This is a genomic window from Micromonospora sp. BQ32, from assembly GCF_059358895.1.
In genome coordinates, this window is sequence record NZ_JCADBI010000001.1 from 722458 (window position 1) to 747367 (window position 24910).

General features: G+C 69.2%; 19 protein-coding genes. 6 read left to right on the forward strand and 13 right to left on the reverse strand.

The window, feature by feature from the left end; genetic code table 11:
- Positions 1–50 precede the first annotated feature (50 nt).
- From AC5L30_RS03165 to AC5L30_RS03180, 4 genes are all read right to left on the reverse strand, one after another.
- A complete protein-coding gene (locus tag AC5L30_RS03165; RefSeq protein ID WP_494865195.1) occupies positions 51–767 on the reverse strand; it encodes a thymidine kinase in 717 nt (238 codons plus the stop codon).
- Between the two features lie 56 nt (positions 768–823).
- On the reverse strand, positions 824–2215 hold the full coding sequence (locus AC5L30_RS03170; RefSeq protein WP_494865196.1) for an MFS transporter: 1392 nt from the start codon (positions 2213–2215) through the stop codon (positions 824–826).
- Positions 2216–2232: 17 nt separating this feature from the next.
- A complete protein-coding gene (locus tag AC5L30_RS03175) occupies positions 2233–3000 on the reverse strand; it encodes a glycerophosphodiester phosphodiesterase family protein (RefSeq protein ID WP_494865198.1) in 768 nt (255 codons plus the stop codon).
- A 168-nt stretch (positions 3001–3168) separates the two neighbouring features.
- The gene (locus AC5L30_RS03180) at positions 3169–3936 is read right to left on the reverse strand and encodes a lysophospholipid acyltransferase family protein (protein WP_494865200.1); all 768 of its coding nucleotides are present in this window, start codon (positions 3934–3936) and stop codon (positions 3169–3171) included.
- A gap of 152 nt (positions 3937–4088) precedes the next feature.
- Between AC5L30_RS03180 and AC5L30_RS03185 the strand changes: the two genes are divergently transcribed.
- The 3 genes from AC5L30_RS03185 (at position 4089) to AC5L30_RS03195 (ending at position 7848) form a co-directional block, all read left to right on the forward strand.
- Positions 4089–5501, forward strand: coding sequence for a cytochrome ubiquinol oxidase subunit I (locus tag AC5L30_RS03185; RefSeq protein ID WP_494865323.1), 1413 nt, complete (start codon positions 4089–4091; stop codon positions 5499–5501).
- Between the two features lie 14 nt (positions 5502–5515).
- The gene (cydB, locus tag AC5L30_RS03190; protein ID WP_396722329.1) at positions 5516–6514 is read left to right on the forward strand and encodes a cytochrome d ubiquinol oxidase subunit II; all 999 of its coding nucleotides are present in this window, start codon (positions 5516–5518) and stop codon (positions 6512–6514) included.
- Positions 6515–6660: 146 nt separating this feature from the next.
- Positions 6661–7848: a GNAT family N-acetyltransferase gene (locus tag AC5L30_RS03195; protein WP_494865202.1), complete on the forward strand. Its 1188-nt coding sequence runs from the start codon at positions 6661–6663 to the stop codon at positions 7846–7848.
- A 114-nt stretch (positions 7849–7962) separates the two neighbouring features.
- On the opposite strand, the gene AC5L30_RS03200 is transcribed toward AC5L30_RS03195, so the two are convergent.
- Complete coding sequence (locus AC5L30_RS03200; RefSeq protein ID WP_494865204.1) at positions 7963–8409, reverse strand: MarR family winged helix-turn-helix transcriptional regulator; 447 nt, start codon at positions 8407–8409, stop codon at positions 7963–7965.
- 96 nt (positions 8410–8505) lie between these two features.
- Between AC5L30_RS03200 and AC5L30_RS03205 the strand changes: the two genes are divergently transcribed.
- On the forward strand, positions 8506–8958 hold the full coding sequence (locus AC5L30_RS03205) for a MarR family winged helix-turn-helix transcriptional regulator (protein ID WP_494865206.1): 453 nt from the start codon (positions 8506–8508) through the stop codon (positions 8956–8958).
- A gap of 6 nt (positions 8959–8964) precedes the next feature.
- Here AC5L30_RS03205 and AC5L30_RS03210 read toward each other — a convergent pair whose 3' ends face one another.
- The 3 genes from AC5L30_RS03210 to AC5L30_RS03220 form a co-directional block, all read right to left on the reverse strand.
- Complete coding sequence (locus AC5L30_RS03210) at positions 8965–9648, reverse strand: hypothetical protein (RefSeq protein WP_494865208.1); 684 nt, start codon at positions 9646–9648, stop codon at positions 8965–8967.
- A gap of 84 nt (positions 9649–9732) precedes the next feature.
- The gene (locus AC5L30_RS03215; RefSeq protein ID WP_494865210.1) at positions 9733–10194 is read right to left on the reverse strand and encodes a peroxiredoxin; all 462 of its coding nucleotides are present in this window, start codon (positions 10192–10194) and stop codon (positions 9733–9735) included.
- Between the two features lie 45 nt (positions 10195–10239).
- Positions 10240–11073: a patatin-like phospholipase family protein gene (locus AC5L30_RS03220; RefSeq protein WP_494865212.1), complete on the reverse strand. Its 834-nt coding sequence runs from the start codon at positions 11071–11073 to the stop codon at positions 10240–10242.
- 89 nt (positions 11074–11162) lie between these two features.
- On the opposite strand from AC5L30_RS03220, the gene AC5L30_RS03225 reads away from it, so the two are divergent.
- Entirely contained in the window at positions 11163–11891 is a 729-nt protein-coding gene (locus AC5L30_RS03225; protein ID WP_494865214.1) for an SDR family NAD(P)-dependent oxidoreductase, read from the forward strand.
- Between the two features lie 37 nt (positions 11892–11928).
- On the opposite strand, the gene AC5L30_RS03230 is transcribed toward AC5L30_RS03225, so the two are convergent.
- The 4 genes from AC5L30_RS03230 to AC5L30_RS03245 all read right to left on the reverse strand — a co-directional run bounded on the left by AC5L30_RS03230 (position 11929) and on the right by AC5L30_RS03245 (position 20760).
- Positions 11929–12054, reverse strand: a complete 126-nt coding sequence (locus AC5L30_RS03230) for an MFS transporter small subunit (protein WP_274527293.1) — start codon at positions 12052–12054, stop codon at positions 11929–11931.
- Complete coding sequence (locus AC5L30_RS03235; RefSeq protein ID WP_494865216.1) at positions 12051–13499, reverse strand: OFA family MFS transporter; 1449 nt, start codon at positions 13497–13499, stop codon at positions 12051–12053. The genes AC5L30_RS03230 and AC5L30_RS03235 overlap by 4 nt, the downstream gene beginning before the upstream one ends.
- A 232-nt stretch (positions 13500–13731) precedes the next feature.
- Complete coding sequence (gene zwf / locus AC5L30_RS03240; protein WP_494865218.1) at positions 13732–15111, reverse strand: glucose-6-phosphate dehydrogenase; 1380 nt, start codon at positions 15109–15111, stop codon at positions 13732–13734.
- Positions 15112–15399: 288 nt separating this feature from the next.
- Positions 15400–20760, reverse strand: a complete 5361-nt coding sequence (locus AC5L30_RS03245) for a DUF5005 domain-containing protein (protein ID WP_494865219.1) — start codon at positions 20758–20760, stop codon at positions 15400–15402.
- A 181-nt stretch (positions 20761–20941) separates the two neighbouring features.
- Between AC5L30_RS03245 and AC5L30_RS03250 the strand changes: the two genes are divergently transcribed.
- Complete coding sequence (locus tag AC5L30_RS03250; RefSeq protein WP_494865221.1) at positions 20942–21355, forward strand: protease complex subunit PrcB family protein; 414 nt, start codon at positions 20942–20944, stop codon at positions 21353–21355.
- Between the two features lie 17 nt (positions 21356–21372).
- Here the strand turns inward: AC5L30_RS03250 and AC5L30_RS03255 are convergent, their stop codons facing one another.
- Complete coding sequence (locus AC5L30_RS03255; RefSeq protein ID WP_494865223.1) at positions 21373–24726, reverse strand: GH92 family glycosyl hydrolase; 3354 nt, start codon at positions 24724–24726, stop codon at positions 21373–21375.
- Positions 24727–24910 lie beyond the last annotated feature (184 nt).

Consider the following 24910-nt stretch of genomic DNA (forward strand, 5'->3'; position numbering starts at 1 on the left):
AACGAATCAATGACTATCGTTCTCCCGGTCGCACCCGCCGCCCGGGGCGGCTAGGAGCGTGGGCCCAGGTCGCCCGAGCGGTAGTGCCGGCGGCACAGCACCTGGTAGCGCACCTCGGCGGTGTCGACGGTGTCGCCGATGACGACCTGGGCGCCCTCACGGACGACCCGCCCGTCGACGACCCGCGCGTTGAGCAGCCCTTCGCGGCCACACCAGCAGAGCACCTCGACCTGGATGCGGGCCACCTCGTCGGCCAGCTCGAACAGGCGTTGCGCGGCGGGGAACATCCGCGACCGGAAGTCGGTGGCCAGACCGAACGCGAACACGTCGACGTCGTAGCTGTCCACCAGCTCGGCCATCTGCTCGACGTGCTCGACCGTGTAGAAGCACGCCTCGTCACAGATCAGGTAGTCGACGCGTACCCCGTCGGCCCACCGGCCGCGCACCAGGGCCCGCAGGTCCAGGTCGTCGGTGACCTCGATGGCCTCGTGGGCCAGGCCGATGCGGGTGGTGACCTGCGGCCCCAGCGACCGGTCGATGCGGGTGGTGACCAGCCCGCGCCGGCCCTGCCGGGCGTGGTTGTAGTTCATCTGCAACGCCATCGTGGATTTGCCGCAGTCCATCGGCCCCCAGAAGAACTTCAACGCCGCCGCGTGCACCGGACGCCCGTCGAGCCCGCGCGCGGCCGCGCACCCGGCCGGAGCGTGTGGCTGGCCGGGAAACGGGTGGGCCAGGCAGGTCGGGGCGATGGCGGCGTCGTCGGTCACGGTCGGGCAGCCTAGCCCATTGACCGGCCCTGATCGGCTGGGCGCGGGACCCGTGCTCAGAGCACCCGGGGTGGTGTGTTGCCCGCGGCCACGATGGCACGGCGGATCGGCACGGCGGCGAGGAGCAGGAACCCGACCACGAAGAAGATCAGCAGTGAGACCAGGCCCACCCGGTACGAGGCGGTGAGTTGGAACACCAGGCCGAAGGCGAGCGGGCCGAGCCAGCTGGTGCCCTTGTCGCTGATCTCGTAGAAACCGTAGTACTCGCCTTCCTTGCCGGCCGGGATGAGCTGGCTGAACAGCGACCGGCTCAGCGCCTGACTGCCGCCGAGGACCAGGCCGATGGCCGCGCCGAGGACCATGAACGGCACCGGCGCCTCGGCCGGCAGCCGGAACGCGCCGATGATCACACCGGTCCAGAGCACCAGGCTGAGCAGCACGGTCTTCCAGGCGCCGATGCGCCGGGCCAACGCGCCGAGGCTCAACGCGCCCCCGAAGGCGAGGAACTGCACCAGCAGGATGGTGATGATCAGGGTGCTCTGGTCCAGCCGCAGCTCCTCGGTGCCGTACTGGCTGGCCAGGGTGATGACGGTCTGGATGCCGTCGTTGTAGACCAGGAACGCCAGCAGGAAGAACAGCGTCAACGGGTACGCCTTGATCTCCCGCAGGGTGCGGCCCAGCTGCCGGAACCCGTCGGTGAGCACGTTGCCCCGCCGGGCCAGCGCCGCCGCGCTGGGGCGTTCCCGCAGCCAGCGCAGCGGCACCAGGGTGAACACCGCCCACCACACCCCGGCGGAGACGATCGACCAGCGGGCCAGGTCCAGGGTGCGCTGCGGGTTGTCGTCCTCGCTGAACAGGGTGACCGCGACCAGGTTGAACGCCAGCAGCAGGCCACCGCCCAGGTAGCCCAGCGCCCAGCCGCGGCTGGAGATGCCGTCGCGTTCGTCCGGGCCGCCGAGCTGCGGCAAAAACGAGTTGTAGACCACGACGGCCGCGCCGAAGGAGATGTTGGCGACCAGGAAGAGCGCCCCACCGAGCAGGTAGCGGTCGCCGGTGACGAAGATCATCGCGATGGTCGCGCCGGCGCCGGTGAACGCGGCGCCGCCGAGCAGCCGCTTCTTGTGCGCCGACCGGTCGGCGATGGCCCCGATCACCGGCAGCACGAACACGGTGAGGAACACCGACAGCGAGATGAGGTACGGGTAGTAGGACCCGGCGGCCACCCGGATGCCCAGCGGGTAGACGTACCCGTCGCAGGTGTCCGCGCCCAACTCGCAGCCGGCGGCCAGCTCGGCGACGGTGGTGATGAACGGGCCCAGGAACACCGTGATGACGGTGGTTTGGAACGCGGAGTTGGCCCAGTCGTAGATGTACCAGCCGCGCCGCTCCCGGCGAGTGCTCGCCGGAGGCGGGGTGTCGTCCACCGTGGGAGTCACGGTCTCGGCCATCGGGGGTCCTTCGATCCTCAGGCGGCCCAGTGGCCGCGGCTGCGGTAGACGTCGCGCAGCACGCCGACGTGATCGGTCATGATGCCATCCACGCCACGATCCAGTAACTCGTGCATCTGGGCTGGTTCGTCGATCGTCCAGACGTGCACCTGCAGGCCGATGCGGTGGCAGTAGTCGAGGAACCGGGCGTCCACCACCGGCACCCGCCCGTAGCGCGGCGGCACCTGTGCGGCGACCACCGACGGCGGCAGCCGCAGCGGCCGCCCGTGCAGGGAGGCCAGCCGCAGCCGGGCGACGCCGCGCATGCCGAGGCTGGTGGCGACCCGCCCCTCGGTGAGCGCGCGCATCCGGGTCAGCCGGGCGTCGCTGAACGAGGCGAGCAGCACCCGGTCGCTGGCGCTGGCCCGGGTCACCGTCGCGACCGTCGGCTCGACGCCGCCGTCGGCCTTCACGTCGATGTTGAAGCGGACCTGCGGCCAGGCGGCCAACACCTCGTCGAGCCGGGGTACGACGGCAGCGCCGCCGACGCGTACCGAGGCGAGGTCGGCCCAGCTCATCTCGGCGATGCGTCCCGCCTCACCGGTGACCCGGAGCAGCGTCGGGTCGTGGAAGATCACCGCCACCCCGTCCGCGGTGGCGTGCACGTCGGTCTCCACGTACCGGTAGCCCAGCCCGATGGCCCGGGCGAACGCCTCGGTGGTGTTCTCGTCGCCCTCGGCGGCGCCGCCACGGTGGGCGAACGCCAGCGGCGCGGGCGCGTCGAGGTAGCCGGGTCGGGTCAACACGCGACGCAGTATGCCCCCGGTGGGTGGCCGGCGGGTGGCCGGCCAGCGTCTGTCGCCCGCTCGCGCCGCCGCTCGTCTGGTGATCGACTCGGATTCCTGAAGTCGGTGTGTCCCGGGCGCGGGCATGCCCCCGATTTGCCGGAAACCGAGCCGATCTTGGGGCAGGCGTCAGGAGGAGTGGCGGCGGTGGATGCGGCTGAGGTCGCTGGGGCGGCCGGGGTCGACGTGGCGGGGCCGGTCGGGTTCGTCGGGGCGCAACGGGGCGAGGGCGTCGGTGAGCGCGTCGATGATGCGGTCGGTGGCCCGGCGGGCCGCGCCGGGACCGGCGGCCGAGGTCTCGCCCAGGTCGACGGGTACGCCGAAGTGCACCCGGATCACCGGTCGGCGCCACAACGAGCGGGCGATGCCGCGCAGCATGCCCCGGGGCGCCTGGTAGGGCAGCACCTCGTGCGAGCCCCACTGGGCGACCGGGACGACCGGGGCGCCACAGGCCAGGGCGAGTCGGGCGGCGCCGGTCTTGCCGCGTTCGGGCCACAGGCCGGGGTCCAGGCCGATGCGCCCCTCGGGGTAGATGAGGATCACCGAGCCGCGGGCGACGGCCGTGGCGGCGTCGTCGAGGGCCCGATGCACGGCGCTGGTGCCCCGGTCGACCCGGATGTGCCCGGCGCGGCGCATGGCGGCGCCGAACACCGGGACGCGGAACAGTCCGGCGGTCGCCATGATCCGCGGGACGACGCCCCGGGTCTGGCAGGCGGCGGCCATGACCACCGGGTCGAACGGGCTGATGTGGTTGGCGGCCAGCACCAGCGGGCCGCGACGCAGGTGCGCCGGGACGTCGCCGGTGACCTCGAGGCGGGCGAGCAGGCCGACCAGGCCCCGGGCCAGCAGAAGGGCTGCGCGCCAGATCAGCGGCGGCTGCCAGGTGGAGGTGTTCATCAGCGCGCCATCGTCGCACGCGGCGGCGGGGCCGCGAGGGCGGGTCGGGTGATCAGGGTCATTGGTCCCGGGAGGGCGGGGGCCGTCCAACCGTCTACGACGAGCAGTAGTATTTACTACGTCTCGTAGTACGAATGGCTGGGGGTTTTCAGGTGGACGCGTTGGACGTTGCCCGCTGGCAGTTCGGTGTCACCACCGTCTACCACTTCCTGTTCGTGCCGCTGACCATCGGCCTCTCCGTGCTGGTGGCCATCCTGCAGACGATGTGGCACCGCACCGGCAACGAGCGCTATCTCAAGCTCACCAAGTTCTACGGCAAGCTGTTCCTGATCAACTTTGCCATGGGTGTGGTCACCGGCATCGTGCAGGAGTTCCAGTTCGGCATGAACTGGAGCGACTACTCCCGCTTCGTCGGCGACGTCTTCGGTGCCCCCCTGGCCATCGAGGCGCTCGTCGCGTTCTTCCTCGAATCCACCTTCATCGGCCTGTGGATCTTCGGTTGGGACCGGCTGCCCAAGCGGGCGCACCTGGCCAGCATCTGGGCCGCCGCGATCGGCACCAACCTCAGCGCGTACTTCATCCTCGCGGCGAACTCGTTCATGCAGAACCCGGTCGGCTACCGGATCAACCCCGACAGCGGACGCGCCGAGCTGACCGACTTCCCGGCCGTGCTGACCAACAAGGTCGCCCTGATCACCTTCCCGCACACCCTGGCCGGCTCGTTCCTGGTCGCCGGGTCGCTGATCGTCGCGGTCGGCCTGTGGCACGTCATCCGCAACCGCGACTCCGCCGACACCGGCGCGTACCGCTTCGCCACCAAGTTCGGCTCCTGGGTGGTCCTGGTCGCCTCCGCCGCCGTGCTGTTCACCGGCGACATCCAAGGCAAGATCATGACCGACGTGCAGCCGATGAAGATGGCCGCCGCCGAGGGCCTCTACACCACCGAGAGCCCCGCCTCGTTCTCCGTGCTCACCATCGGCAGCCTCGACGGCACCCGCGAGGTGTTCGCCCTCAAGATCCCGTACCTGCTGTCGTACCTGGGCACCGGCGACCCGAACGGCACCGTGCACGGCATCAACGACCTACAGGCCCAGTACGCCACCCAGTACGGCGCGGGCAGCTACACCCCGATCATCCCGGTCACCTACTGGAGCTTCCGCTTCATGATCGCCTTCGGGATGGCGGCCGGCGCGATCGCCCTGCTGGTGCTCTGGACCCAGCGCAAGGGCCGCACTCCGAGCAGTAAGTGGCTGCTGCGCGCCGGGCTGGCCATGCCGGTGCTGCCGTTGCTGGCCAACTCCTTCGGTTGGATCTTCACCGAGATGGGTCGGCAGCCGTGGATCGTCTTCGGCGAGATGCTCACCCGCAACGGGGTGTCGCGCAGCGTCTCGCTGGCCGAGGTGCTCACCTCGTTCACCGCCTTCACGCTGATCTACGCCACCCTCGCCGTGATCGAGGTCAAGCTGCTGCTGCGCTACGCCAAGGCCGGCGTGCCGGACGTCAGCGAGCAACCCCCCACCGACGACACCGACGACGCCGAGCGCCCGCTCGCCTTCGCCTACTGATCCCGGAGCCCATCGTGGAACTGACCACCATCTGGTTTCTCCTCGTCGCTGTGCTGTTCACCGGGTACTTCATCCTGGAGGGCTTCGACTTCGGCGTCGGCATGCTGCTGCCCGTGCTCGGCCGCGACGACCGGGAACGCCGCGTCCTGATCAACACCATCGGCCCGGTCTGGGACGGCAACGAGGTGTGGCTGATCACCGCCGGTGGCGCCATGTTCGCCGCGTTCCCCGAGTGGTACGCCACCCTCTTCTCCGGCTTCTACCTGCCGCTGCTGCTGATCCTGTTGGCCCTGATCGCCCGGGGCGTCGCCTTCGAATACCGGCACAAGCGCCCCGAGGCGTCCTGGAAGCGCCGCTGGGACACCGCGATCGTGGTCGGCTCGCTGCTGCCGGCGATCCTGTGGGGCGTCGCCTTCGCCAACATCCTGCGCGGCGTGCCACTGGACGCCGACCACGAGTACGTCGGCGGCCTGCTGGACCTGCTCAACCCGTACGCCCTGCTGGGCGGCGCGACCACCCTCGCGCTGTTCCTCACCCACGGCGCGGTGTTCCTCGCCCTGAAGACCACCGGTGACATCCGGGAGCGGGCGGGCGCGCTCGCGGTGCGCCTGGGTGTGGGCGCCGCCGTGCTCGCGGTCGGGTTCCTGACCTGGACGCTGAGCATCCGCTCCAGCGCGGCCGCCGTCGTGCTCGCCGTCGGCGCGGCCCTCGCCCTGCTCGGTGGTCTGGCCGCCGCCCGGGTACGCCGGGAGGGCTGGGCGTTCACCGGCACCGCCGTGGCGATCGGCCTGGCCGTGGCGACCCTGTTCGCGGCGCTGTTCCCGAACGTGCTGCCCTCCACCCTGGATGCGGCCGGCACGCTGACGGCCACCAACGCCGCATCCACCCCGTACACCCTGAAGATCATGACCTGGGTGGCGGTGATCTTCACTCCGGTGGTGCTGGCCTACCAGGGGTGGACGTACTGGGTGTTCCGCAAGCGCATCGGCGTGGCCAACATCCCGCAGCACTGACAACCCCCGTCGATCTTGCAGTCTCGGTCGCTGTTATGCGTGGAATGCCCCGTATGCCGCGACAGGAACTGCAAGATCGCGGCCGGGTCGATCATGCCGGCGGTAAATCGGCTGTTGGGGCGGAGCCGCCTCGCTACGGTGTGCCGATGCCCGCCACTGTGCACGTACGCGAACTCACCGCCGACGACCTCGACGCCGCCTGGGAGCTGGGCCGGTTCGCGTTCGGCTCCGACCCGCAGCGCCCGGCGCCCGCGCCCGCGCCGGTGCCCGGACTGACCCGCTACGGCGCGTTCGACGACGCCGGCCGGCTCGTCGGCAAGGCCGTCGACCTGCACCACGACCAGTGGTGGTCCGGGCGGGCGGTGCCGGCCGCCGACGTGGCCGGGGTGGCCGTCGCACCCGAGGCCCGGGGCCGGGGGGTGGCGCGCGCCCTGCTCACCGCGCTGCTGCGCGGTGCCCGCGACCGGGGTGCGGCGATCAGCGCGCTCTACCCGACCGTCGCCGCCCCCTACCGGGCCTGCGGGTGGGAGTCGGCCGGGGTGCTGCGCACCGTCGACCTGGCCACCGCCGCGCTGTCCCGGCACCGGCCCGCGTCGCACCTCACCGTCCGGGCCGGTACGCCCGCCGACCTGGCGGCCGTCGACGCCCTGTACGAGCGGGTCACCCGGCACCGCAACGGCATGCTGACCCGCCAGGGTGCGCTGTTCGACACCGACGACCGCGGACTGCCCGGCGACGGGGTCACCCTCGTCGAGGCCGACGGTGAGCTGGTCGGCTACGCCACCTGGCAGCGGGGCCGGGGCTACGGGGCCGACTCCGTGCTCACCGTCGACGAGGTCCTGGCCGTCACCGCCGAGGCCGCCCGGGAGCTCGTCGGGGTGCTCGGCAGTTGGGCCAGCGTCGCGCCGACCCTGCGGCTGTGCCCGCTCGACGGTGACGCGGTCAGCGTCCAGCTGCCGTTGGAGTCGGCCCGCGAGCACGAGCGAGACCTGTGGATGCACCGGCCGGTGGACGTGGCCCGGGCGGTGAGCGCACGGGGGTGGCCCGTCCACGCCCGGGGCGCCGTCGACTTCCACCTCACCGACCCGCTCGCCGACTGGAACACCGGCACCTGGCGGTTGGCGGTAGCCGACGGCGCCGCCGAGCTGACCCGCGTCGACGCGGAGGCGGGTCTGCGGTTGGACGTCCGCGGTTTCGCGTTGCTGTACGCCGGGGCGGCGCACGCCCGGTCGGTCGCGCAGGCCGGCCTGCTGCACTGTGCCGGTGACGCCGACCCGACCGCCCTGGACCTGCTGGGCGTCGGAGGTCCGGCCCAGCTGCTCGACTATTTCTGACCGACCGGGCCGCTGACGCGAAAGCAGGACCCGGCCCGGCACGCGGGCCGCTCACGCGCCGGGCCGACCGGGCCCGTACCCCGTTGGGCATCGCGCCCCGCGGGCGCATGCCCGTCACGTCGAGGTCGCGGCCAGTTCGGCGTTGGCGCGCTGGGTGACCAGGATGAGCGCGCGGGCGGCGGCGCTCGCCTCGTCGGTGGGGATGTCCGCGTAGAGGCGGGCGCTGATGTCCGCGACGGCGTCGGCGATGCGGGCCTGCACGGCGTGACCGGCGTCGGTGAGCCGCAGCCGTGGCGCGTCGGCGTCGTGGTCGACCTGGGCGAGGTTCGCCTCGACGAGGGTGGCGAGCACCCGCTGCACCTCCTGTTCGTCAACCTTGCGCGTGCTGGTGATCCGCTGGGTGAGTGGTGCCGGTTCGGTTGGACCGCTGGCGAGGACGTTGAGGACGAGCACCTGGTTGAACTCGATGCCGAGGGGAGCGGTGGCCCGTTCGAGCAGGGCCCGGGTGGCGTAGTGGGCCTGGCCGATGACCTGGCCGCCCAGGGTGGGAGTGGTGGACATGACGCCTCCTTCGATGCGTTGGTCGGACCAACGTTGGCAGCGCCAACGTACCATCCAATCGTGGGTCACGCCAACGATTCCTGGTAGGCTGCGCCCATGGATCACACGGCCCCGCAATCACCCGCCGGGCTCAGCACCACCCCGAGCTGGCTGCTCAACCAGACCGCCAGCCACGCCGCCCGCCTGCTCAGCGAGGGCTTCGCCGCGCACGACCTCCGCGGCTACCACTACCGGCTGCTGGCCACCCTGGCCGAGGACGGGCCCGCGAGCCAGGCCGACCTCGGCCGGCGCTGCGGCATCGACCGCAGCGACGTGGTGGCCGCCATCAACGACCTGGCCGGCCGAGGGCTCGTGGTACGCGCCCCCGACCCGGCCGATCGCCGCCGCAACGTCATCAGCGTCACCGACGCCGGCGCCGACGAGGCCCGCCGCATGGGCGCGACACTCGAACGCGTCCAAGAGAACCTGCTCGCCCCGCTGTCCACCACCGAGCGCGAGCAGCTGACGCGACTGCTCACCCGACTACTGCACCACCACAGCCGCCCCTGACCGGCCTCAACGGGCCTCGCGCAGCTCCGCCAACCGGGCCTCGATCTCGGCCAGCTCCGCGCGCAGCTTCTCGGCCTGCTGCTCCGCCTCGGCCCGCTCGGTGCCGAGGATCTGCTCCACCGCCTCCTGCACCCCCGGCACGTCGACCAACGCCACCATCTTCAACGCCTCGGCCGGCTTCACCACGTACGGCTTCGCCAGGGCCTTGCTGCCCTGCTGCGCCGCGACGGTCCACTCACCGTCGGCGTACGCCAGGGTCACCGTGAGGCCCGCGGGGCCCTTCGGCTTGACGGCCTTGACCGCCCGCCGCGCCGGCGGCTTCTCCGTCTGCTCCACCTTCGGCTCCTCCTGTCGCTGCGCGGGCACCCGCGGCGTGTCCAACACGAACTCCGGCGCGGCCACCGCGGGCGGCTCGGGCTCGGGCTCCGGCTTCGGCTCCACCACGCGACGAGTGACACCCTTGGGCGCCACCGCCAGGTCGGCGGGGGAGAACGGCAACTCGTCGCGGCCGAAGCGCACCACCACGAACTCGTCGGACACCTCGGGGTCGGTCAGCTCGATCACCTGGCCGACCTGACCGGCGATCTGCCCCGCCGACGCGGTGAACACCACCCGCGGTTTACGCCCGGCCGCCAACGCCTCCCGGATGCTCTGCACCTCGCTAGTGGACAAACCCTGGCCGGCATCCATCACAACCCTCTTCCGTACACCTGTTTGATTGCTGTCTTGATACCAGCCGGCTGCGACACCCGCCGCACGGGGCTCACACCCCGCTCAGCCGCCCAGCGCCCGCAGCGCCCGGTCCGCGTGGTCGTTCATGCTGACCTCGCTGTGGATCACCTCGATGACCCGCCGGTCGACGCCGATCACGAACGTCATCCGCTTCATGCTCAACGGCCCCAACGGCACCCGCCGTTTGACCCCGAACTGCTGCGCCACCGCGCCGTCGGCGTCCGACAACAGCGGATAGTCGAAGCCGTGCAGCTTCGAGAACTCGGCCTGCTTCGCCACCGGGTCCCGGCTGATGCCCACCCGCGACGCGCCCAGCGCCGTGAACTCCGCCGCGAGGTCGCGGAAGTGGCAGCTCTCCGCCGTGCATCCCCGGGTCATCGCCCCCGGGTAGAAGAACAGCACCACCGGCCCGGCCGTCAGCAACTCCGACAGCCGCCGCGGCGTGCCCGTCTCATCCGGCAGCTCGAAATCCTGCACCACGTCGCCGACACCCACACCCGCCACCGCGCACCTCCGTCGTCTGATCGACCGCGCGGTGAGCGTAAGCGATCACGCCCAGAGTGCTGCCACCTCGTCGGTCACCACGTCGGCCTGGGCCCGCCCGGCCCGCGCCGCGCCCGCGCGCCGCGTCGGGTCCAGCATGTTGCGGCCGATCGCCGTGCGCGCCGCCGCGTCGGGTGTCACCACCACCACCCGCGACCCGGCCGCCCGCAACGCGTCGACCTGCGCCGACAGCCGTGGCATCGGCCCGAACGCCGCCGACGTCGGCGCGAGCACCAGCACCCTGCGCGCTTCCGCCGCCAGGTCCGCGTTCACCGTCGAGCGCATTCCACCGTCGACGAAGCGGCGCGCGCCGATCGTCACCGGCGGCCACACCCCGGGCACCGCGCAACTCGCGCCCACCGCGTCCACCAGGGACACCCCGCTGTCGCGGTCGAACACCACGAACTCCCCGGACGACGCGTCCACCGCCGTGATCAGCAGCCGCCGCCGCGGCCACTCCCGGTCCGGCAGACGGGCCTCGATCACCGCGCGCCGCGACGCCTCCGACGGGGTACGCGCCGCCACCGCCATCGCCCCGATCCGCGCCCGCGAGCGCACCGCGTCGCGGGTCCGACCACCGGCCCAGATCAGCCGCGCCACCGCCGCGAAGCCCAACCGTGCCGCCAGCTCACTCGACGGCGGCGCCAACTGCTCGGCGTAGAAACGCTCGACGGGCAACCCGGAGCACACCTGCGCGCCGACCACCGAACCCGCCGACGTCCCCACCACCAGATCCGCCCCGGTAACCGGCACACCCCGCTCGACCAACCCGGCCAGCAGCCCCAACTCCCAGGCCACCCCGGTCACCCCGCCACCGCCGAGCACCAGCGCCCGCTGCATGTGACCCTCCTCTCGACGACCGACCCGCGCCGGTCACGGTAGCGTCGGCACGACCATCGCGCAGCCGTCAGACTCCCCGGGAGGCACCCGTGGCACCCGTCACCGTCATCACCGGCGGCGGCCGGGGCATCGGCGCCGCCACCGCCCGCCGGCTCGCCACTTCCGGTCACCACGTCGCCCTGTGCTACCGCCGGGACGCCGCCGCCGCCAGCGCCGTCCTGGCCGACCTGCGGGCCGCCGGCGCGCAGGCCATCGCGGTACGCGCCGACACCACCGACCCCGAACAGGTGCACGCCCTGTTCGACGCGGCCGCTCAACTCGGCCCGCTCACCGGCCTGGTCAACAACGCCGGCGTCACCAGCCTCATCGGGCCCTTCACCGAGCTGCGCGTCGACGACCTGCGCCGGGTCGTCGACGTCAACCTCGTCGGCTACGTCCTCTGCGCGCAGCAGGCCGCCCGGCGGCTCACCGACGGTGGGGCGATCGTCAACGTCTCGTCGGCGGCCGCGACCCTCGGCAGCCCGGGGGAGTACGTGCACTACGCCGCCGTGAAGGCCGCCACCGACACCCTCACCGTCGGCCTGGCCAAGGAACTCGCCCCGAAGGGCATCCGGGTCAACGCCGTCGCCCCCGGCATCGTGCGCACCGACATCCACGCCGACTCCGGGGTGCCCGACCGCGCCGACTCCGCCGTCGGTCGTATCCCGCTGGGCCGCGCCGGCGAACCCGACGAGATCGCCGCCGCCATCGCCTGGCTGCTCGGCCCGGACGCCTCATACGCCACCGGGACCGTGCTGCGCGTCTCCGGCGGTCTCTGACCACGCGCTCGCGCGGCCGGAGACCGCCGGATCCGGCTCAGTGGGTGAACAGCTTCGCCGCGGTCATCACGGTCTGCGCCACCCCGTAGCCGAGCAGCGCCGCCACCACCAACCAGGAGATCCACAACCGGGCCTGCTGCCCGGGTCGGCTGTCCTCGCTCATCGCGTACCACTCCTCTGCGCCGTCGTGTCCTCGGCCACGTCCCGATCCGCGTTCTCCGCCGCGCTGTCTTCGCTGTTCTGTTCCGCCGCCGGTTCGTGGTAGCGCTGCGGCACCGGTCGCACCAGCAGGTTCGCCACGAAGCCCACGGCCAGCACCCCCACCATCGTGAACAGCGCCGGGCGGTACGCCGCGGCCGTCAGCGAGCCCGGCTCACCCTGCGCGTCGAGGAACCCGTTGACGATCAGCGGACCGGCGATCCCCGCCGCCGACCAGGCGGTCAGCAGCCGACCGTGGATCGCACCGACCTGAAAGGTGCCGAACAGGTCCCGCAGGTACGCCGGCACGGTCGCGAACCCACCTCCGTAGAACGACAGGATCACACAGGCCAGCAGCACGAACAGGGCCGTCGAGGTCTGCCCGACGAGCGCCAGCAGCGCGTACAGCACCATGCCGACACCGAGGTACACCAGATAGATCGGCTTGCGGCCGATGACGTCCGAGGTGGACGACCACACGAACCGGCCGGCCATGTTGAACAGCGACAGCAGACCCACGAACCCGCCGGCCGCCGCGACGGTCACCGCCGAGGTGCCGTTGTCCCGGAAGAAGTCCTGGATCATCGGGCTGGCCTGCTCCAGGATGCCGATGCCGGCGGTCACGTTGCAGAACAGCACCACCCACAGCAGCCAGAACGAGCGGGTCTTCACCGCGTTCGCCGCCGACACGTTCGCCGTGGTGACCAGCGGCTTCGCCGCCACGCTCGCCGGGTCGAAGCCAGCGGGCCGCCAGCCCTGCGCCGGCACCCGCACGTTCGCCACCCCGAACATCATGATCACGAAGTAGCCCAGGCCGAGCGTCACGAACAGCCACACCAGGGCGCTGCCCGACGCCGTCGACCCGGCGTTGGCCGGATCGTAGCCGGCGTCGTAGAACGACAACAGTTGCCGGGACAGGGGAGAGGCGACCATCGCCCCACCACCGAACCCCATGATCGCCAACCCGGTGGCCAGCCCCGGCCGGTCCGGGAACCACTTGATCAGGGTGGAGACGGGGGAGATGTAGCCGATGCCCAGGCCGATGCCGCCGAGCAGCCCGTAGCCCAGGTACAGCAGCCACAGCTGCTTCGTGGCGATGCCCACCGAGCCCACCAGGAAACCCGCCGCCCAGAAACAGGCGGAGACGAACATGGCCTTACGCGGCCCGTTCGCCTCCACCCAGGTCCCGGCGACCGCGGCGGACAACCCGAGCATCACGATCGCGATGCTGAAGATCACCCCGATCGCCGTCTGGCTGGTGTCGAAGTGGGCGATCAGCGAGTTCTTGTAGACGCTGGTCGCGTAGACCTGACCGATGCAGAGGTGGATGGCCAACGCCGCCGGGGGGATGAGCCACCGGCTGTAGCCGGGCGGCGCGACGGTGTGCCGACGATCGAGTGCGGAAAGCATGCGCTGCTTCCTCTCCGACGAGGACGAGAAACGTCGCACCCAACGTGCCCACACCACTCGTAAGCGGCAAACCTCACCGTCGCCGGACGGTCGCCGCGGTGAGGTGAGCGGTCAGTCAGCGCCCGCACGGCGGCCCCGTGATCGACCCGGCTTCCGGAAAGTCGGGGTGTCGCGCCGAGCCGGACACCGCGACATGCCGGGAAACCGAGTCGTTCACGTCGAGGAGCGCTCGCTACCGCAGGTCCGGCAGGTGCCAGCCGCCGGCCAGCGCGTCGGCGTCCGCCGGACCCCAACTGCCCATCTCGTACGACTGCACCGCCGTCGGCAGGTCCAGGATCGGCTCGACGATGCGCCACTCCTGCTCGATCGTCTCGGCACGCGCGAAGCGCAGGTGCTGCCCGTCCATCGCGTCGTCGAGCAACCGCTCGTACGCCTCCTGCCGGCGACCGAGAGCCGAGCCGAAGTCGACGGACAGGTCCACCGGACGGCTCGCCACCTCAGCACCCGGGCTCTTCGCCTGGATCGACATGGTGATGCCGTCACCACGACCGAGGCGGAAACGCAGCAAATTCGCGGCCCCCGCCGTGCCCCGCTCGGCGGGGATCAGCGAGCGCTGCGGCTGCTTGAACTCGACCACGACCTCCGTCGCCGTTCCCGGCAGCGACTTGCCGGTGCGCAGGTAGAAGGGCACACCCGCCCAGCGGGGGGAGTCGACGGTCAACCGGGTCGCCACGAACGTCTCCGTGTTCGAGTCTGCCGCCACGCCCGGCTCGTCGCGGTAGCCGGCGTACTGCCCCCGGACGGTGGACTCCGGCGACAGCGGCGCAACCTGCCGCAGCACCGCGGCCTCCGCCTCCCGGAACGCCGCGGTGTCCGCACTGGCGGGCGCCTCCATCGCGATGAGCGCGACGACCTGAAGGATGTGGTTCTGCAGCACATCCCGGGTCGCGCCCACCGTGTCGTAGAAACCGGCCCGGCCCTGCGTGCCGAAACCCTCGGCGAGGGTCACCTGGATGTTGTCGATGTGCTCGTTGTTCCACAGCGGCTCGAACAGCCGGTTGGCGAACCGGAAGGCGTACAGGCCCTCGACGGCTTCCTTACCGAGGTAGTGGTCGATGCGGAACACCCGCTCCGGCGCGAAGGCCGCGCCGAGCGTGCGATCCAGCTCGCGGGAGGACTCCAGGTCACGCCCGAACGGCTTCTCCACGATCACCCGGCCCCGGTCGGCCAGACCCACGGCCGCCAGGCCCTCGACGACGGAGCCGAACACCGCCGGAGGGATCGCCAGGTAGAAGACCGGCCGCTCGGCGTCGCGCAGCCGCTCAGCCAGCCGCTGGTACGTCGTCGGGTCCGCGTAGTTGCCGGAGATCATCGAAAGGTTGTCCGCCAGCCGATCGAAGGTCTCGTCGTCGATCTCGTCATTGGCCTCGGTGACCGACTTACGGGCCATGGTGACCAGCTGCTGATCATCCCAGGGGGAGCGGGCTACGCCGATCACCGGAACGTCGAGGCGGTCGCGCCCGGTCAACTCGTACAGCGCCGGGAACAGCTTCTTCGAGACGAGGTCGCCGGTGACACCGAACAGCACTACCGCGTCTGAGCGCATGTGCATGTCACTTCCATTCGATCATGTGCTTCTGATCTTCCGAACGGAGAACCGCGCGATCCGCTCCGGGAATTCCCCGCGAACGGCCCACGTGAGGTCGGCGACAGCGACGGCGCTTACCTTGGAGAAGGGTTACAGCCCAGACGACGGTCTGCGGCCCAGGTGTGACGTGGGTAACGCCCAGCCGGACCTGCACCCGTCACCGTCGCGCGGGCGAGCACGGTGACGGACGCGTGGCGGTGCCGGTCAATCGTCGATCGACAAGCACCGCCACGCTGTTGCGCTAAATCACCGTCACCATCGACTCACCGTGCAGGAGTCGTAGCTCTCGCCCCAATCTTCTCCGTTTGGACCCTTTACGTAAACTTGCAACTCCGCCTTCGCGCTCCCCCACACGGGAGCGGCGACCTCGACCAGTGATCCCCAGACCCAGTACGCATCACTGTTCGTCGGCCTGTAATGAGACGAGCCGGGGTTCGACATATAAAGTAGTCCGCCCACATGAATCTGGTAGTCAATTGTGGCCCTGGAGTTGGCGACTGTCCCCACTCCGTGCGCATCGTAGTTGAGAATCGTTATGCCCTGCGGGAATCCACGGACATCCACGTAGACGTTGTTGCAGTCAATGTTGGCTCGGGTGTAGTGCACCCGAGCGCTCACCACGTTGGATGCCGCGCTCTCTCCGGTCATGTTCGAAGCGGTGACCTTGAATTGGTAGAGAGCACCCTCCCGTAGGTTCCCGACCGAGGCGCTCCCGTCCCAGTCCCAGACGTCGGTCTTACGCCACGCCTGTCCAGTTGAGACATTCCGCACGTAGACGTGGTGATCGGCGAACCAGGTGGGAGACGCTGTCCACCTGAGCGACGCCTTCCCGTCGATCATCTTGACGCTCAGGTTGCTGGGAGGCTGAGGCACCGGCGGCATGGGCCTCGCACTCGCGACATTGCTCGCAGCGGCGGTACCGGACAGGTTCGTGGCGCGAATCCGGTACTCGTACGTCGTGCCATTGTTGAGCATCGTCACCGTGAAGCCGCAGCAGCCGACCGGGTAGGGCAACTTCTGCCAACTACCACCCTTGGCCCGGTTCTCGATCACATACTGCACGCCACCCGTCGCGCTGGCCGACCATTTCAGCGTCACTCGCCCATCGCCGGCGGTCGCCGTCAGATTGGACGCGGGCTGCGGGAAGGGTGGCATCGGACGAGCCGACACGACGTTCGACCAACCGGAGTCGCCCGCCAGATTGTTCGCCATTACCCGGACTTCGTACGTGGTGCCGTTGCGCAACAGATTGATGGTGTAGCCGCAGCACGACGTCACCGGATACGGCAAACGGCCCCAGTTACCGCCCGACGGCCGGGTCTCGATCCAGTAATGCACGTTGGAGGGCGAACTGGCGCCCCACGACAGGGAGATCTTCCCGTCACCAGCGCTCGCGCTCAGGCCGCTCGGCGCGGTGGGCCGCGGTGGTAGCGGCCTCGCCGACGCCACGCTCGACGCCGCACTGTTGCCGGCCCAGTTGGAAGCGACGACCTTGAACTCGTACGTCTGGCCGTTGGTCAGAACGCTGGCGGTCATGGACGTGTTGGCAATCGAGTAGGGCAGCTTCTGCCACGACTGACCAGCCGTGGCATTCCGCTGATAGATGATGTAGGAAACCCCGGACGTGCTGCTGGCGTTCCACCTCAGGGCGACCTGACCGTCACCAGCGGTCGCAGTGAGGCCGGTCGGCGCTGCGGGCAGTCCGCCCTTCGACGTCACCCGGATGGCCGACGAGGCCGAACCCTCACCTCCCGCGTTCGACGCCGCGACCTTGTACTCGTAAACATGGTTGTGCTGCAGGAAACCGAGGTCGGCCTCCGACCGGTCGGTCGGCAGTTGACTCTTGGTGAAAGCTGTCTGGCCCGCCGTCACGTCCCGGAAGTAGATCCAGTAGAGAAGGCCACCGGGCACGGGGGCGTCCCAGTCGAGATGGATCGTGCCATCGCCCCCGCTCTCGCCCCGCAGGTTCTTGGGCGCCGGTGGCGGGCTGTAGCGCGCCGTCGCCCCGGCGACCGCGCTGGCCGGCCCGGCACCGGCGCCATTCGTCGCCACCACCTTGAATTCGTAGGCGTGATTGTGGGTCAGCAACGCCGCGGTGAAGGAGCAGCAGGTGGTGACCGGCACCGGAAGCTTGGTGAAGCTCTGCCCCGCTGTCACGTCCCGTTGGTAGAGGTCGAACCACAGGTTCTCGCCCGGCGCGGTCCACGCCAACTTGATGGTTCCGTCGGTCTGCGCGGTGGCGCTGAAGCCGGTCACAACGCCCGGCAACGGCATCTGCGGCGTCGCCCGGACAACGTTCGAAGCCGTCGACTCCTGTCCGAAGCGGTTGGCGATCACCTTGAACTCGTAGGTGTGGCCGTTGGTCAGAAAGCCCGCGTCGATCGCGCAACACTCCTGCACCGGCAGTGGCAGTCGCTCGAAGTCGGGCTCGTTCGCCGTGACATCACGCTGGTACACGTCGTACCAGACGCCCGCCGTCGAACTGGGCGACCAGGTCAACTCAACGTGTCCATCACCGGCGCGGGCGACGAGTCCCGACGGTGCGCCAGGCTTCGGATACGTCGAGGTGGCCTTCGCGGGTGCGGACTGAGGGCCCTCCCCGCCCCGGTTGGTGCCGCTGATCCGGAACTCGTACTCGTGACCGTGGATGAGGAACGCCGCGTTCATCGCGGTACCACTGGTGATCGGGATCTCCAGCTGGGTCATCTCCGTCTCACCGGCGGTGATGTCCCGCTGGTACACCCAGTACCAGGTGTGGGGACCGAGACTGGTCCACGCCAGGTCGATGCTGCCATCGCTCTTCGGGATGGCCGTCAACCCGGTTGGCGCTGGCGGGGGAGAGACGATGGCGGTGGCCAACACCGGGGCCGAGTTGGGACCCGTACCGGCGGTGTTGGCGGCGGCGACGACGAACTCGTAGCGGTGTCCGGAGGTCAGCTCCGGTGAGGTGGCGCTTGTGGCACCGAAGACGGGCGTGTCCCAGGCCACCAGTTCGGTGTCACCGGCGGTGACGTCGCGCGACGAGACGACGTAGTGGACGTTCGCCTCCGCGACCGCGTTCCAGCGCAGTCCGATGGTGCTGTCGTTGTTCGGCGTGGCGCTGAGATTGGTGGGAGCGATGCCCGGAGGCTGCTCGATGTACAACAACCCGTTTCTGGCGCTCCTCGCGTCGTCGATGATGTCCTTGGTGGACGCGTCCACCAATGCCTGCTCCACCGCCGCGTTGGTGTAGCCAGGATGCGAGGCGAGCACGATGGCGGCCGCCCCCGACACCAGGCCGGCACTGAGCGAGGTTCCCGAGATACCGGTGTTCATGCCGTTGTTCAACGTGGGCGTGACAATTCCGGCCGCAGGCGCCCAGATGTCGACACAGGAGCCGTAGTTGCTGTCCTTCCATCGGACGGCGCTGCCGTCACTCTTGCGGTCCATGCCCGCGACGACGATGACGTTCCCCACCTGGTTCGGTGCGTCGGTGCAGGCATTCGCGCCCCTGTTACCCGCCGCGGTGACCACGCTGATGCCGCGCTGGACACTGCGACCCACGGCCCATTCGAGACGGCTCGCCTCCTTGGTGCCCTGAGGAATCCGGAAGCTGAGATTCATCACCGCCGGAAGCTGCGCGTTGCGGGTGACCCACTCGATCCCGCTGATGATGCTGTCGTTCCTGGCGACCCTGTTGCAGTTGAACGCCTTCACCGGCACCACGGTCACACCCTTGGCCACGCCACTTACCGTTCCGGCGAGCGCTCCGGTGACCTCGGTCCCGTGCCCGTTGCAATCGGCGGTGTCGGTGCTCAGGTCGATGCTGTTGTGCCCGGTAGCGACCCGGCCACTGAACTCCGGATGCCCCGGCCAGAGACCGCTGTCCACGACGTACGCCCTGACGCCCGATCCGTCGTTGGGGTACCGGTACTTCTGATCCAACAGCGTCTCGCGCTGGTCGATCCGATCAAGGTGCCAGGGCGGGCTGGCCTGTTCTCCACCGCCCTCGAGGGTCACCTCCACGTTCTGCTCGACGGCGACGACATCCGGATGCGACGCCAGGTTGTGGGCCTGACTCTCGGTCATGTCCGCCGAGAAGCCGTGCAACGTGACGGGGTAGAGCCGACCCAGTCGGCCCCCGTACTGGCTCAGCAGATGGTGGGAGAACTGCTCCAAATTCTCGCCGCTCACCGCCCCGGTCCGAAGACTGACGATGTAACTGCCGGCGACGGACTCCGGGGTTCCGGCGAAGGTGATGACCTCCGCCACCGGCTTGGTGCTCTGCGGCGTGACGCTGACCGTCGCGCTGACGGCGCCCTCGCCCGCGCTGTTCTCCGCGGTGACCCTGAACTCGTAGAGATGTCCGGGAATCAGCAGACCAGCACTGTACGAGGTGCCCGTGACGGCGGCGGGATGTCGGGCGAAATGGGTCTGGCCGCCGGTCACGTCGCGTTGGTGGACCCGGTAGGAGGTGGCTCCGGTCACCGCGGCCCAGGACAGCCGCGCGGTGTCGTCGGCCGCCGTCACGGTGAGCCCGGAGGGTGCGGGCGGCACCCCGGTGGCGGGGGACAGCGGCCAGTCGACCTCGACGAAACGCGGCCGATACAGCCGAGTATCCGCGAACAGGTCACCGAACTCCAGGCTGTTCACGTTGTACGACAGCAGAAGCTTGCCACTTCGGGCCAGTTCCGGGTGGAAGCGAACGTCGTAGATCAGCTTCTTCGTTCCCGCCTGCACCTCCGGAGCGGTGTAGACATACCGAGGCCCGGAGAACGGTCCGGTCGGGGAGTCGGCGGTGTAGACGGCAATCTGTGAATCGAACAAGAGGTTGTTCTCGTGCGTCACCAAAACGTATTGCGTGCCGATCTTCTGCACCGAATACGCGGTGCCGACACCGCTGAGCACGCGACCGACAGCATTCGCGTCGGCGGACCAGGCCGAGCCCGTCCAGAACTGCCACGCTCCGCCCAGCGCACCCACCGGAGCGCGGGCAACGTGGGCGAACTTCATACGGCCCGGCGCTGAGGACGTGCCATATATGTAGGTGTAACCATTGTCGGTGAACAACGCCGATCCCCAGGTCACGACGGAACCGAGCGAAAGCTCCTGCACGGAGTCCAGCGTCAACGAAGGCAGGTTGAAAGTCGCCAACGCGTTACCGGTCATCTCGAAGTCCAGCGAACCTGTGCCACTGCGCCGATGACGGTTGTAGAAGACCTTGAGCTTGCCGTCCTCCACGGTCCCGTCCCCGGCCCAGAAAAACTCGCCATCCTTCCCGGTCGGTGTCACCAGAGCCTGCGGAGCGGCTGCCGTACCGCCGTGCAGCGTCGTGGTGAGTTGGCTGCCCTCCTGCACCACCATGGTGTTGTTCACCATCGGGCTGTTCGTCGGCCGAGTGTGGTCGGCGTTGACGGTGCCGAGGAAGGTGTCGGAGAAGAGCCAGACCACCCGGCCGTCGGGCAGAGCGACAGACGTCGTCCCGTCCGCCCCTGTCCAGTGGCCGCCAGCATCACCGTATGCGGTGAAGAGGGAATTGAGACTTGTGGCGGTCATCCCGCCAGCAGGAATGGCAGCCGCAACAGCCGACGGCGGAACGAAGATAACGCTCAGTATTGTGACGATGGCGGTCAACAGTGCGAGAAAACGTCTTCTACGGGCGTGATTGCCCGCGATTCGTGTAGACACCGGCGAATTTTCGCAGCACGCGATGATCGCCGCTGCCCCCAATTGGTCACGAGAAGATCACGCACGAACCACCAACCGCACCATGCTCGCGAACGCCCATGGCGATTCCACCTGCTAGCGTTCGACGATGACTTCGCGCATTGTGGCTGTCCGCACACTCTTCCACGGCGACGCGCCCTGCAAGGCGAGCTTCGCCAACGATGCGGGCGCATTCGTGCTGGACAACGCCGAGGAGTGGTCGAGTCGCTGGTCGGCGATGACCGATGCGGCGTGGCCCGCCCCCGCACTGCCCGCCGTCGACTGGGACACCGAGACGGTTCTCGTCCTTGGTCTCGGCCGCCGCCCGACCGGGGCGTACCAGGTGACAATCGAGACAGTGACCGCCGACGACCGTGGCCTACGGATCACGACCCGAGAGATCAGACCCGGTGGGGCGGCACTCGACATCATCACCTACCCAGTCCACGCTGTCGCCCTCACGCTCCGCGACATCGGCGACGAGATCCTCATAACGCAGCACATCGCCGTCTCGACACCCTGACCACAGATCGCACCGATTCAGCCCGTGCCCACCGCGAAGATGTGCTGCTGTCCCAGCGTGTTGCTCGGCAGCGTCACCGACTGCACCGTCTTGCCGGCGGGAACCGGGAACGTGCTGGCAAAGACATACGTCATGAGCGACTGCCTGCCAAAGCGTGCGCTGTTGCGATAGGAAGCCTGCGCCACGACCGTGTTTCCGTGCCCCACCGAACGCGAGCCACCCACGAGCGTCCAGTCACTGAAACCCAGGGTGACCAACTGGCTACTTCCATCGGTGTAGGAGATCGTCGCCAACCCCGCCGCCCCCTCCGCCCAACCGGTCGAGGCGCCGAGCAGCCCAACCTTCGTGGCACCCGTCCGAGACGGAACGGCGATTCGCTGACCGTTCGCACGAATGTTGTCGCGGTCACCCGCAGCCAGGTTCGGCCACGTGTAGGTGACACCGCCATGTGTCACGGCACCACCGGCCCGCAGACCCGCGGCAAGGAGCGCCTGACGCGAATAGCTGTAGCTCGCACCATCCACATCGGCACCACCGGCGTACGAGTCGTCGCTGATACCGGCGTTGTCCCGATGCCCACCGAAGCCGACGGCAAAAACGTGCAGCCGACCCGCGGAACCCGCCGCCGGCAGCGTCACCCCAATGACCGCCTTCGCAGGGTTGACCGGCACGGCCGTGGAGAAGAGGTAGGTCGGAATCTGCTCCTTGCCACCCGCGAGCCCCTGGTTGCGGTACGGCATCGCCGCCACGACCGTGTTGTCCGGCCGGACACCGCGCTGGCCATTAGCGAGCGTCCAGTCGCTGAAGCCGACCGTCGCCGACTGCGTCGAGCCGTCCGCGTAATGAATCGTCGCGGTACCCGAAGCGCCATCCATGTCACCCTCGGCACTACCCAGCAGACCGACAGTCGTAGCTCCCGGAGGGCTGTACACCGTCAGGCGCTGACCCGAGGCGATGACATTGTCCGGCTGTCCCGACCGGACGTTGGGCCAGGTGTAGGTGATCCCGTCGGCCGTCAGTCGGCTTCCCGGAACAACACCAGCGGCCGCCAACGCCTCGACCGAGTAACTCGAGGTCCACTGGTCGTAATTGCTCTGACCATACGCGGCATCCGTGCTGCTGCCGGCATTGTCGGCCCGGGCAACAGCGTTCGCCCCGTACGACGACGGGGCGGCAGTCGCAGCCGACGCCCACGAGGTGTTCGGCGTCGTACCGAGGACGACGTTGACGGTCCCACCGGAAGCCAGTGCGGCGGGCGGCAGGAACGCCTTGTCCCAAGCGGCACCGTTATAGGTCATCGACTGCACGTACGGCGCGGTCGCCTGCGCGGCGGGTGCGTTGATCGTGAGGGTGGCGCCGCTGGGCAGCGTCACCACGGTCTGCGGAAACACCGGGCTACCCAGCACCAGGTCGGCGGTGCCGGGCACCGCCGGATACATGCCGAGCGCCGACCAGACGTACCACGCCGAGGTCGCCCCCAGGTCGTCGTTACCCGGAAGCCCGTCAATCGTGTTGCGGAAGAGCTCGTTCTGCACGCGGCGCACGGTTTCCTGCGTCCGGTACGGCCTACCCGTGTACGCGTACAGCCACGGGGCACCGAAACTCGGCTCATTACACAGACAGGCGCCGGCTCCAAGGATCTGGTTGAGAGTGGCCAGGTGCGTGTCGAGATACTGGTTCAGCGCCGCGTTTCCGCCCTTGCCGGCAGCGAGACCACGCGCGTTGAACGGAACCATCAGGGTGTACCGCCAAGAGTTACCCTCCGCCCAGGCGTCGTAGTTGATGTCGGTGGGGTCGAATGGCGCAAGCCACTGACCCGACTGCAAGCGCGGCTGGATGAACCCGCTGCCAGGGTTGAGAAGATACTGCCAACCCTGCGCACGCTCCGCGAACCGAGCGTGGGTCGCCGCGTCGCCGAGTTGGTCGGCGAACGCGGCGAGGGCGAAGTCAGCGGTGTGGTACTCCAACGAGGTGGACGTGGTGCCGTTGTGATTGCAGCAGCCGAAGCCACCGTCATGCGGCAGATACCCGAGGTTGTCCAGGTAGACAGTGCCAGGTCGAACTGGACCAGGCCGACCGGCCTGGGTAGCCATCGCGGTCAGCGCCTTGCCGGTGTCGAAGTCACGCGCGCCGAAGGCGTACACCGAGGCGATGGTCGGAATGGCCGGATCACCCACCATCATGTACGACTCTCCGTTGGCCACGGACCACTTCGGCAGGCGCCCACTCTGGTCATAGTCGTTCAGGAGTGACCGGACCAGATCCGAGGCACGATCGGGCGCGAGCAACGCCATCAGTTGAACCTGCGTCCGATAGACGTCCCAGCCTGAGAAGTTGGCGTACTGGTCGTCCTGGCCGGTTGAAAGAGTGTGGACTTGGCCGTTGAAGCCGCGGTACTGCCGGTTGGCGTCGCTGAAGACATTCGGATGTAACAGCGCGTGATACAGCGCCGTGTAGAAGGTCTTCTGTTGGTCAACGGTGCCGCCGCCGATCCTGACGCGGCCAAGAAGGTCGTTCCAGGCTGTACGAGCAGCCGCGCGCACGGTCGCGATGTCCCAGCTGGCGAGGGTATCGCGATTCAGCTGGGCGTTCGCGACACTGACAAAGGAGATTCCCACCTTCGCCTGAACGACGGAGCCAGAGGGAAAGGTCAGCGCGATACCGCCATCGCCCGTCACGAACGGCCGAGGGCTCCACTTCTGACTGGCGGAGAAGGCCCGGTCGAACTTGACAGCGAAGTGCAGGGTGTAGGAATTGTCCTTGGTGCAAAAGCGTCCATCAGTCACCGAGCCAGTGATCTCGGTGGTACTCACCGCTGTCACCGATGCCGTTGAGGCCGCCGCGCCGGCGCTGGCCTTCACGAGCAACGTCGCGCTGGGGCCCGACGGGAAGGTGAACCGCCCGAGCGCGGATCGGGTCGTGGTGCTCAACTCCGTCCGGACGTTGTTTGCGAGAGTCACCGCGTAGTGACCGACGGACGCCGACTCAGCAGTGTGGGAGAAGCCGACCGTGGCGTTGTCCTTGTCCGCCGGCACCGTGCCGGTGATCGGCAGAAAGGGAACGTTACCGTAGGCGAAGCAGCCCGCGCCGCTCATCCTGTTCAAACCGAAACCGCTGATCGAGGTGGCCTTGTGGTCGTATCCACCGCCGGGCACCCGGGGCGCGGTGTCCGGAGCCCACTGGAGCATGCCGAACGGCATGCTCGGGCCCGGCGAGGTGTTACCCCCATCGTTGCCCGGCAAGTCGGGAGCCGCGACGGTACCAATCATCGGATTGACTAGAGCCGACGGATCGGTCACCAGAGAGACCGCAGCCCGCGCGGGGACCGGGCCGGTCACCACCGGCCCCAGGGTGGCCACCAACAATGTCACCAACGCCACCGCTCGCGCGCGCCGTCCGCCCACTCGTCCACCACTCTTCGACCGTCTGCTTGGCGGCCGCGACAACCTCGGCCGAGTTGGTGCGACGGTACCTGCACGGGCCGCCGCGGCGCTGTCCCGTTCTGATCTTCCGAACGGACGGGCACGACCCGCTCCCGGAATTCCCAGCGAGCGG

Excerpts from the sequence above, each read along its gene's own strand:
- AC5L30_RS03170 (WP_494865196.1), bottom strand. The coding sequence starts at position 2,215 with ATGGCCGAGACCGTGACTCCCACGGTGGACGACACCCCGCCTCCGGCG.
- AC5L30_RS03180 (WP_494865200.1), bottom strand. The coding sequence starts at position 3,936 with ATGAACACCTCCACCTGGCAGCCGCCGCTGATCTGGCGCGCAGCCCTT.
- AC5L30_RS03195 (WP_494865202.1), top strand. The coding sequence starts at position 6,661 with ATGCCCGCCACTGTGCACGTACGCGAACTCACCGCCGACGACCTCGAC.
- AC5L30_RS03200 (WP_494865204.1), bottom strand. The coding sequence starts at position 8,409 with ATGTCCACCACTCCCACCCTGGGCGGCCAGGTCATCGGCCAGGCCCAC.
- AC5L30_RS03205 (WP_494865206.1), top strand. The coding sequence starts at position 8,506 with ATGGATCACACGGCCCCGCAATCACCCGCCGGGCTCAGCACCACCCCG.
- AC5L30_RS03210 (WP_494865208.1), bottom strand. The coding sequence starts at position 9,648 with ATGGATGCCGGCCAGGGTTTGTCCACTAGCGAGGTGCAGAGCATCCGG.
- AC5L30_RS03220 (WP_494865212.1), bottom strand. The coding sequence starts at position 11,073 with ATGCAGCGGGCGCTGGTGCTCGGCGGTGGCGGGGTGACCGGGGTGGCC.
- AC5L30_RS03230 (WP_274527293.1), bottom strand. The coding sequence starts at position 12,054 with ATGAGCGAGGACAGCCGACCCGGGCAGCAGGCCCGGTTGTGGATCTCC.
- AC5L30_RS03235 (WP_494865216.1), bottom strand. The coding sequence starts at position 13,499 with ATGCTTTCCGCACTCGATCGTCGGCACACCGTCGCGCCGCCCGGCTAC.
- zwf (WP_494865218.1), bottom strand. The coding sequence starts at position 15,111 with ATGCACATGCGCTCAGACGCGGTAGTGCTGTTCGGTGTCACCGGCGAC.
- AC5L30_RS03250 (WP_494865221.1), top strand. The coding sequence starts at position 20,942 with ATGACTTCGCGCATTGTGGCTGTCCGCACACTCTTCCACGGCGACGCG.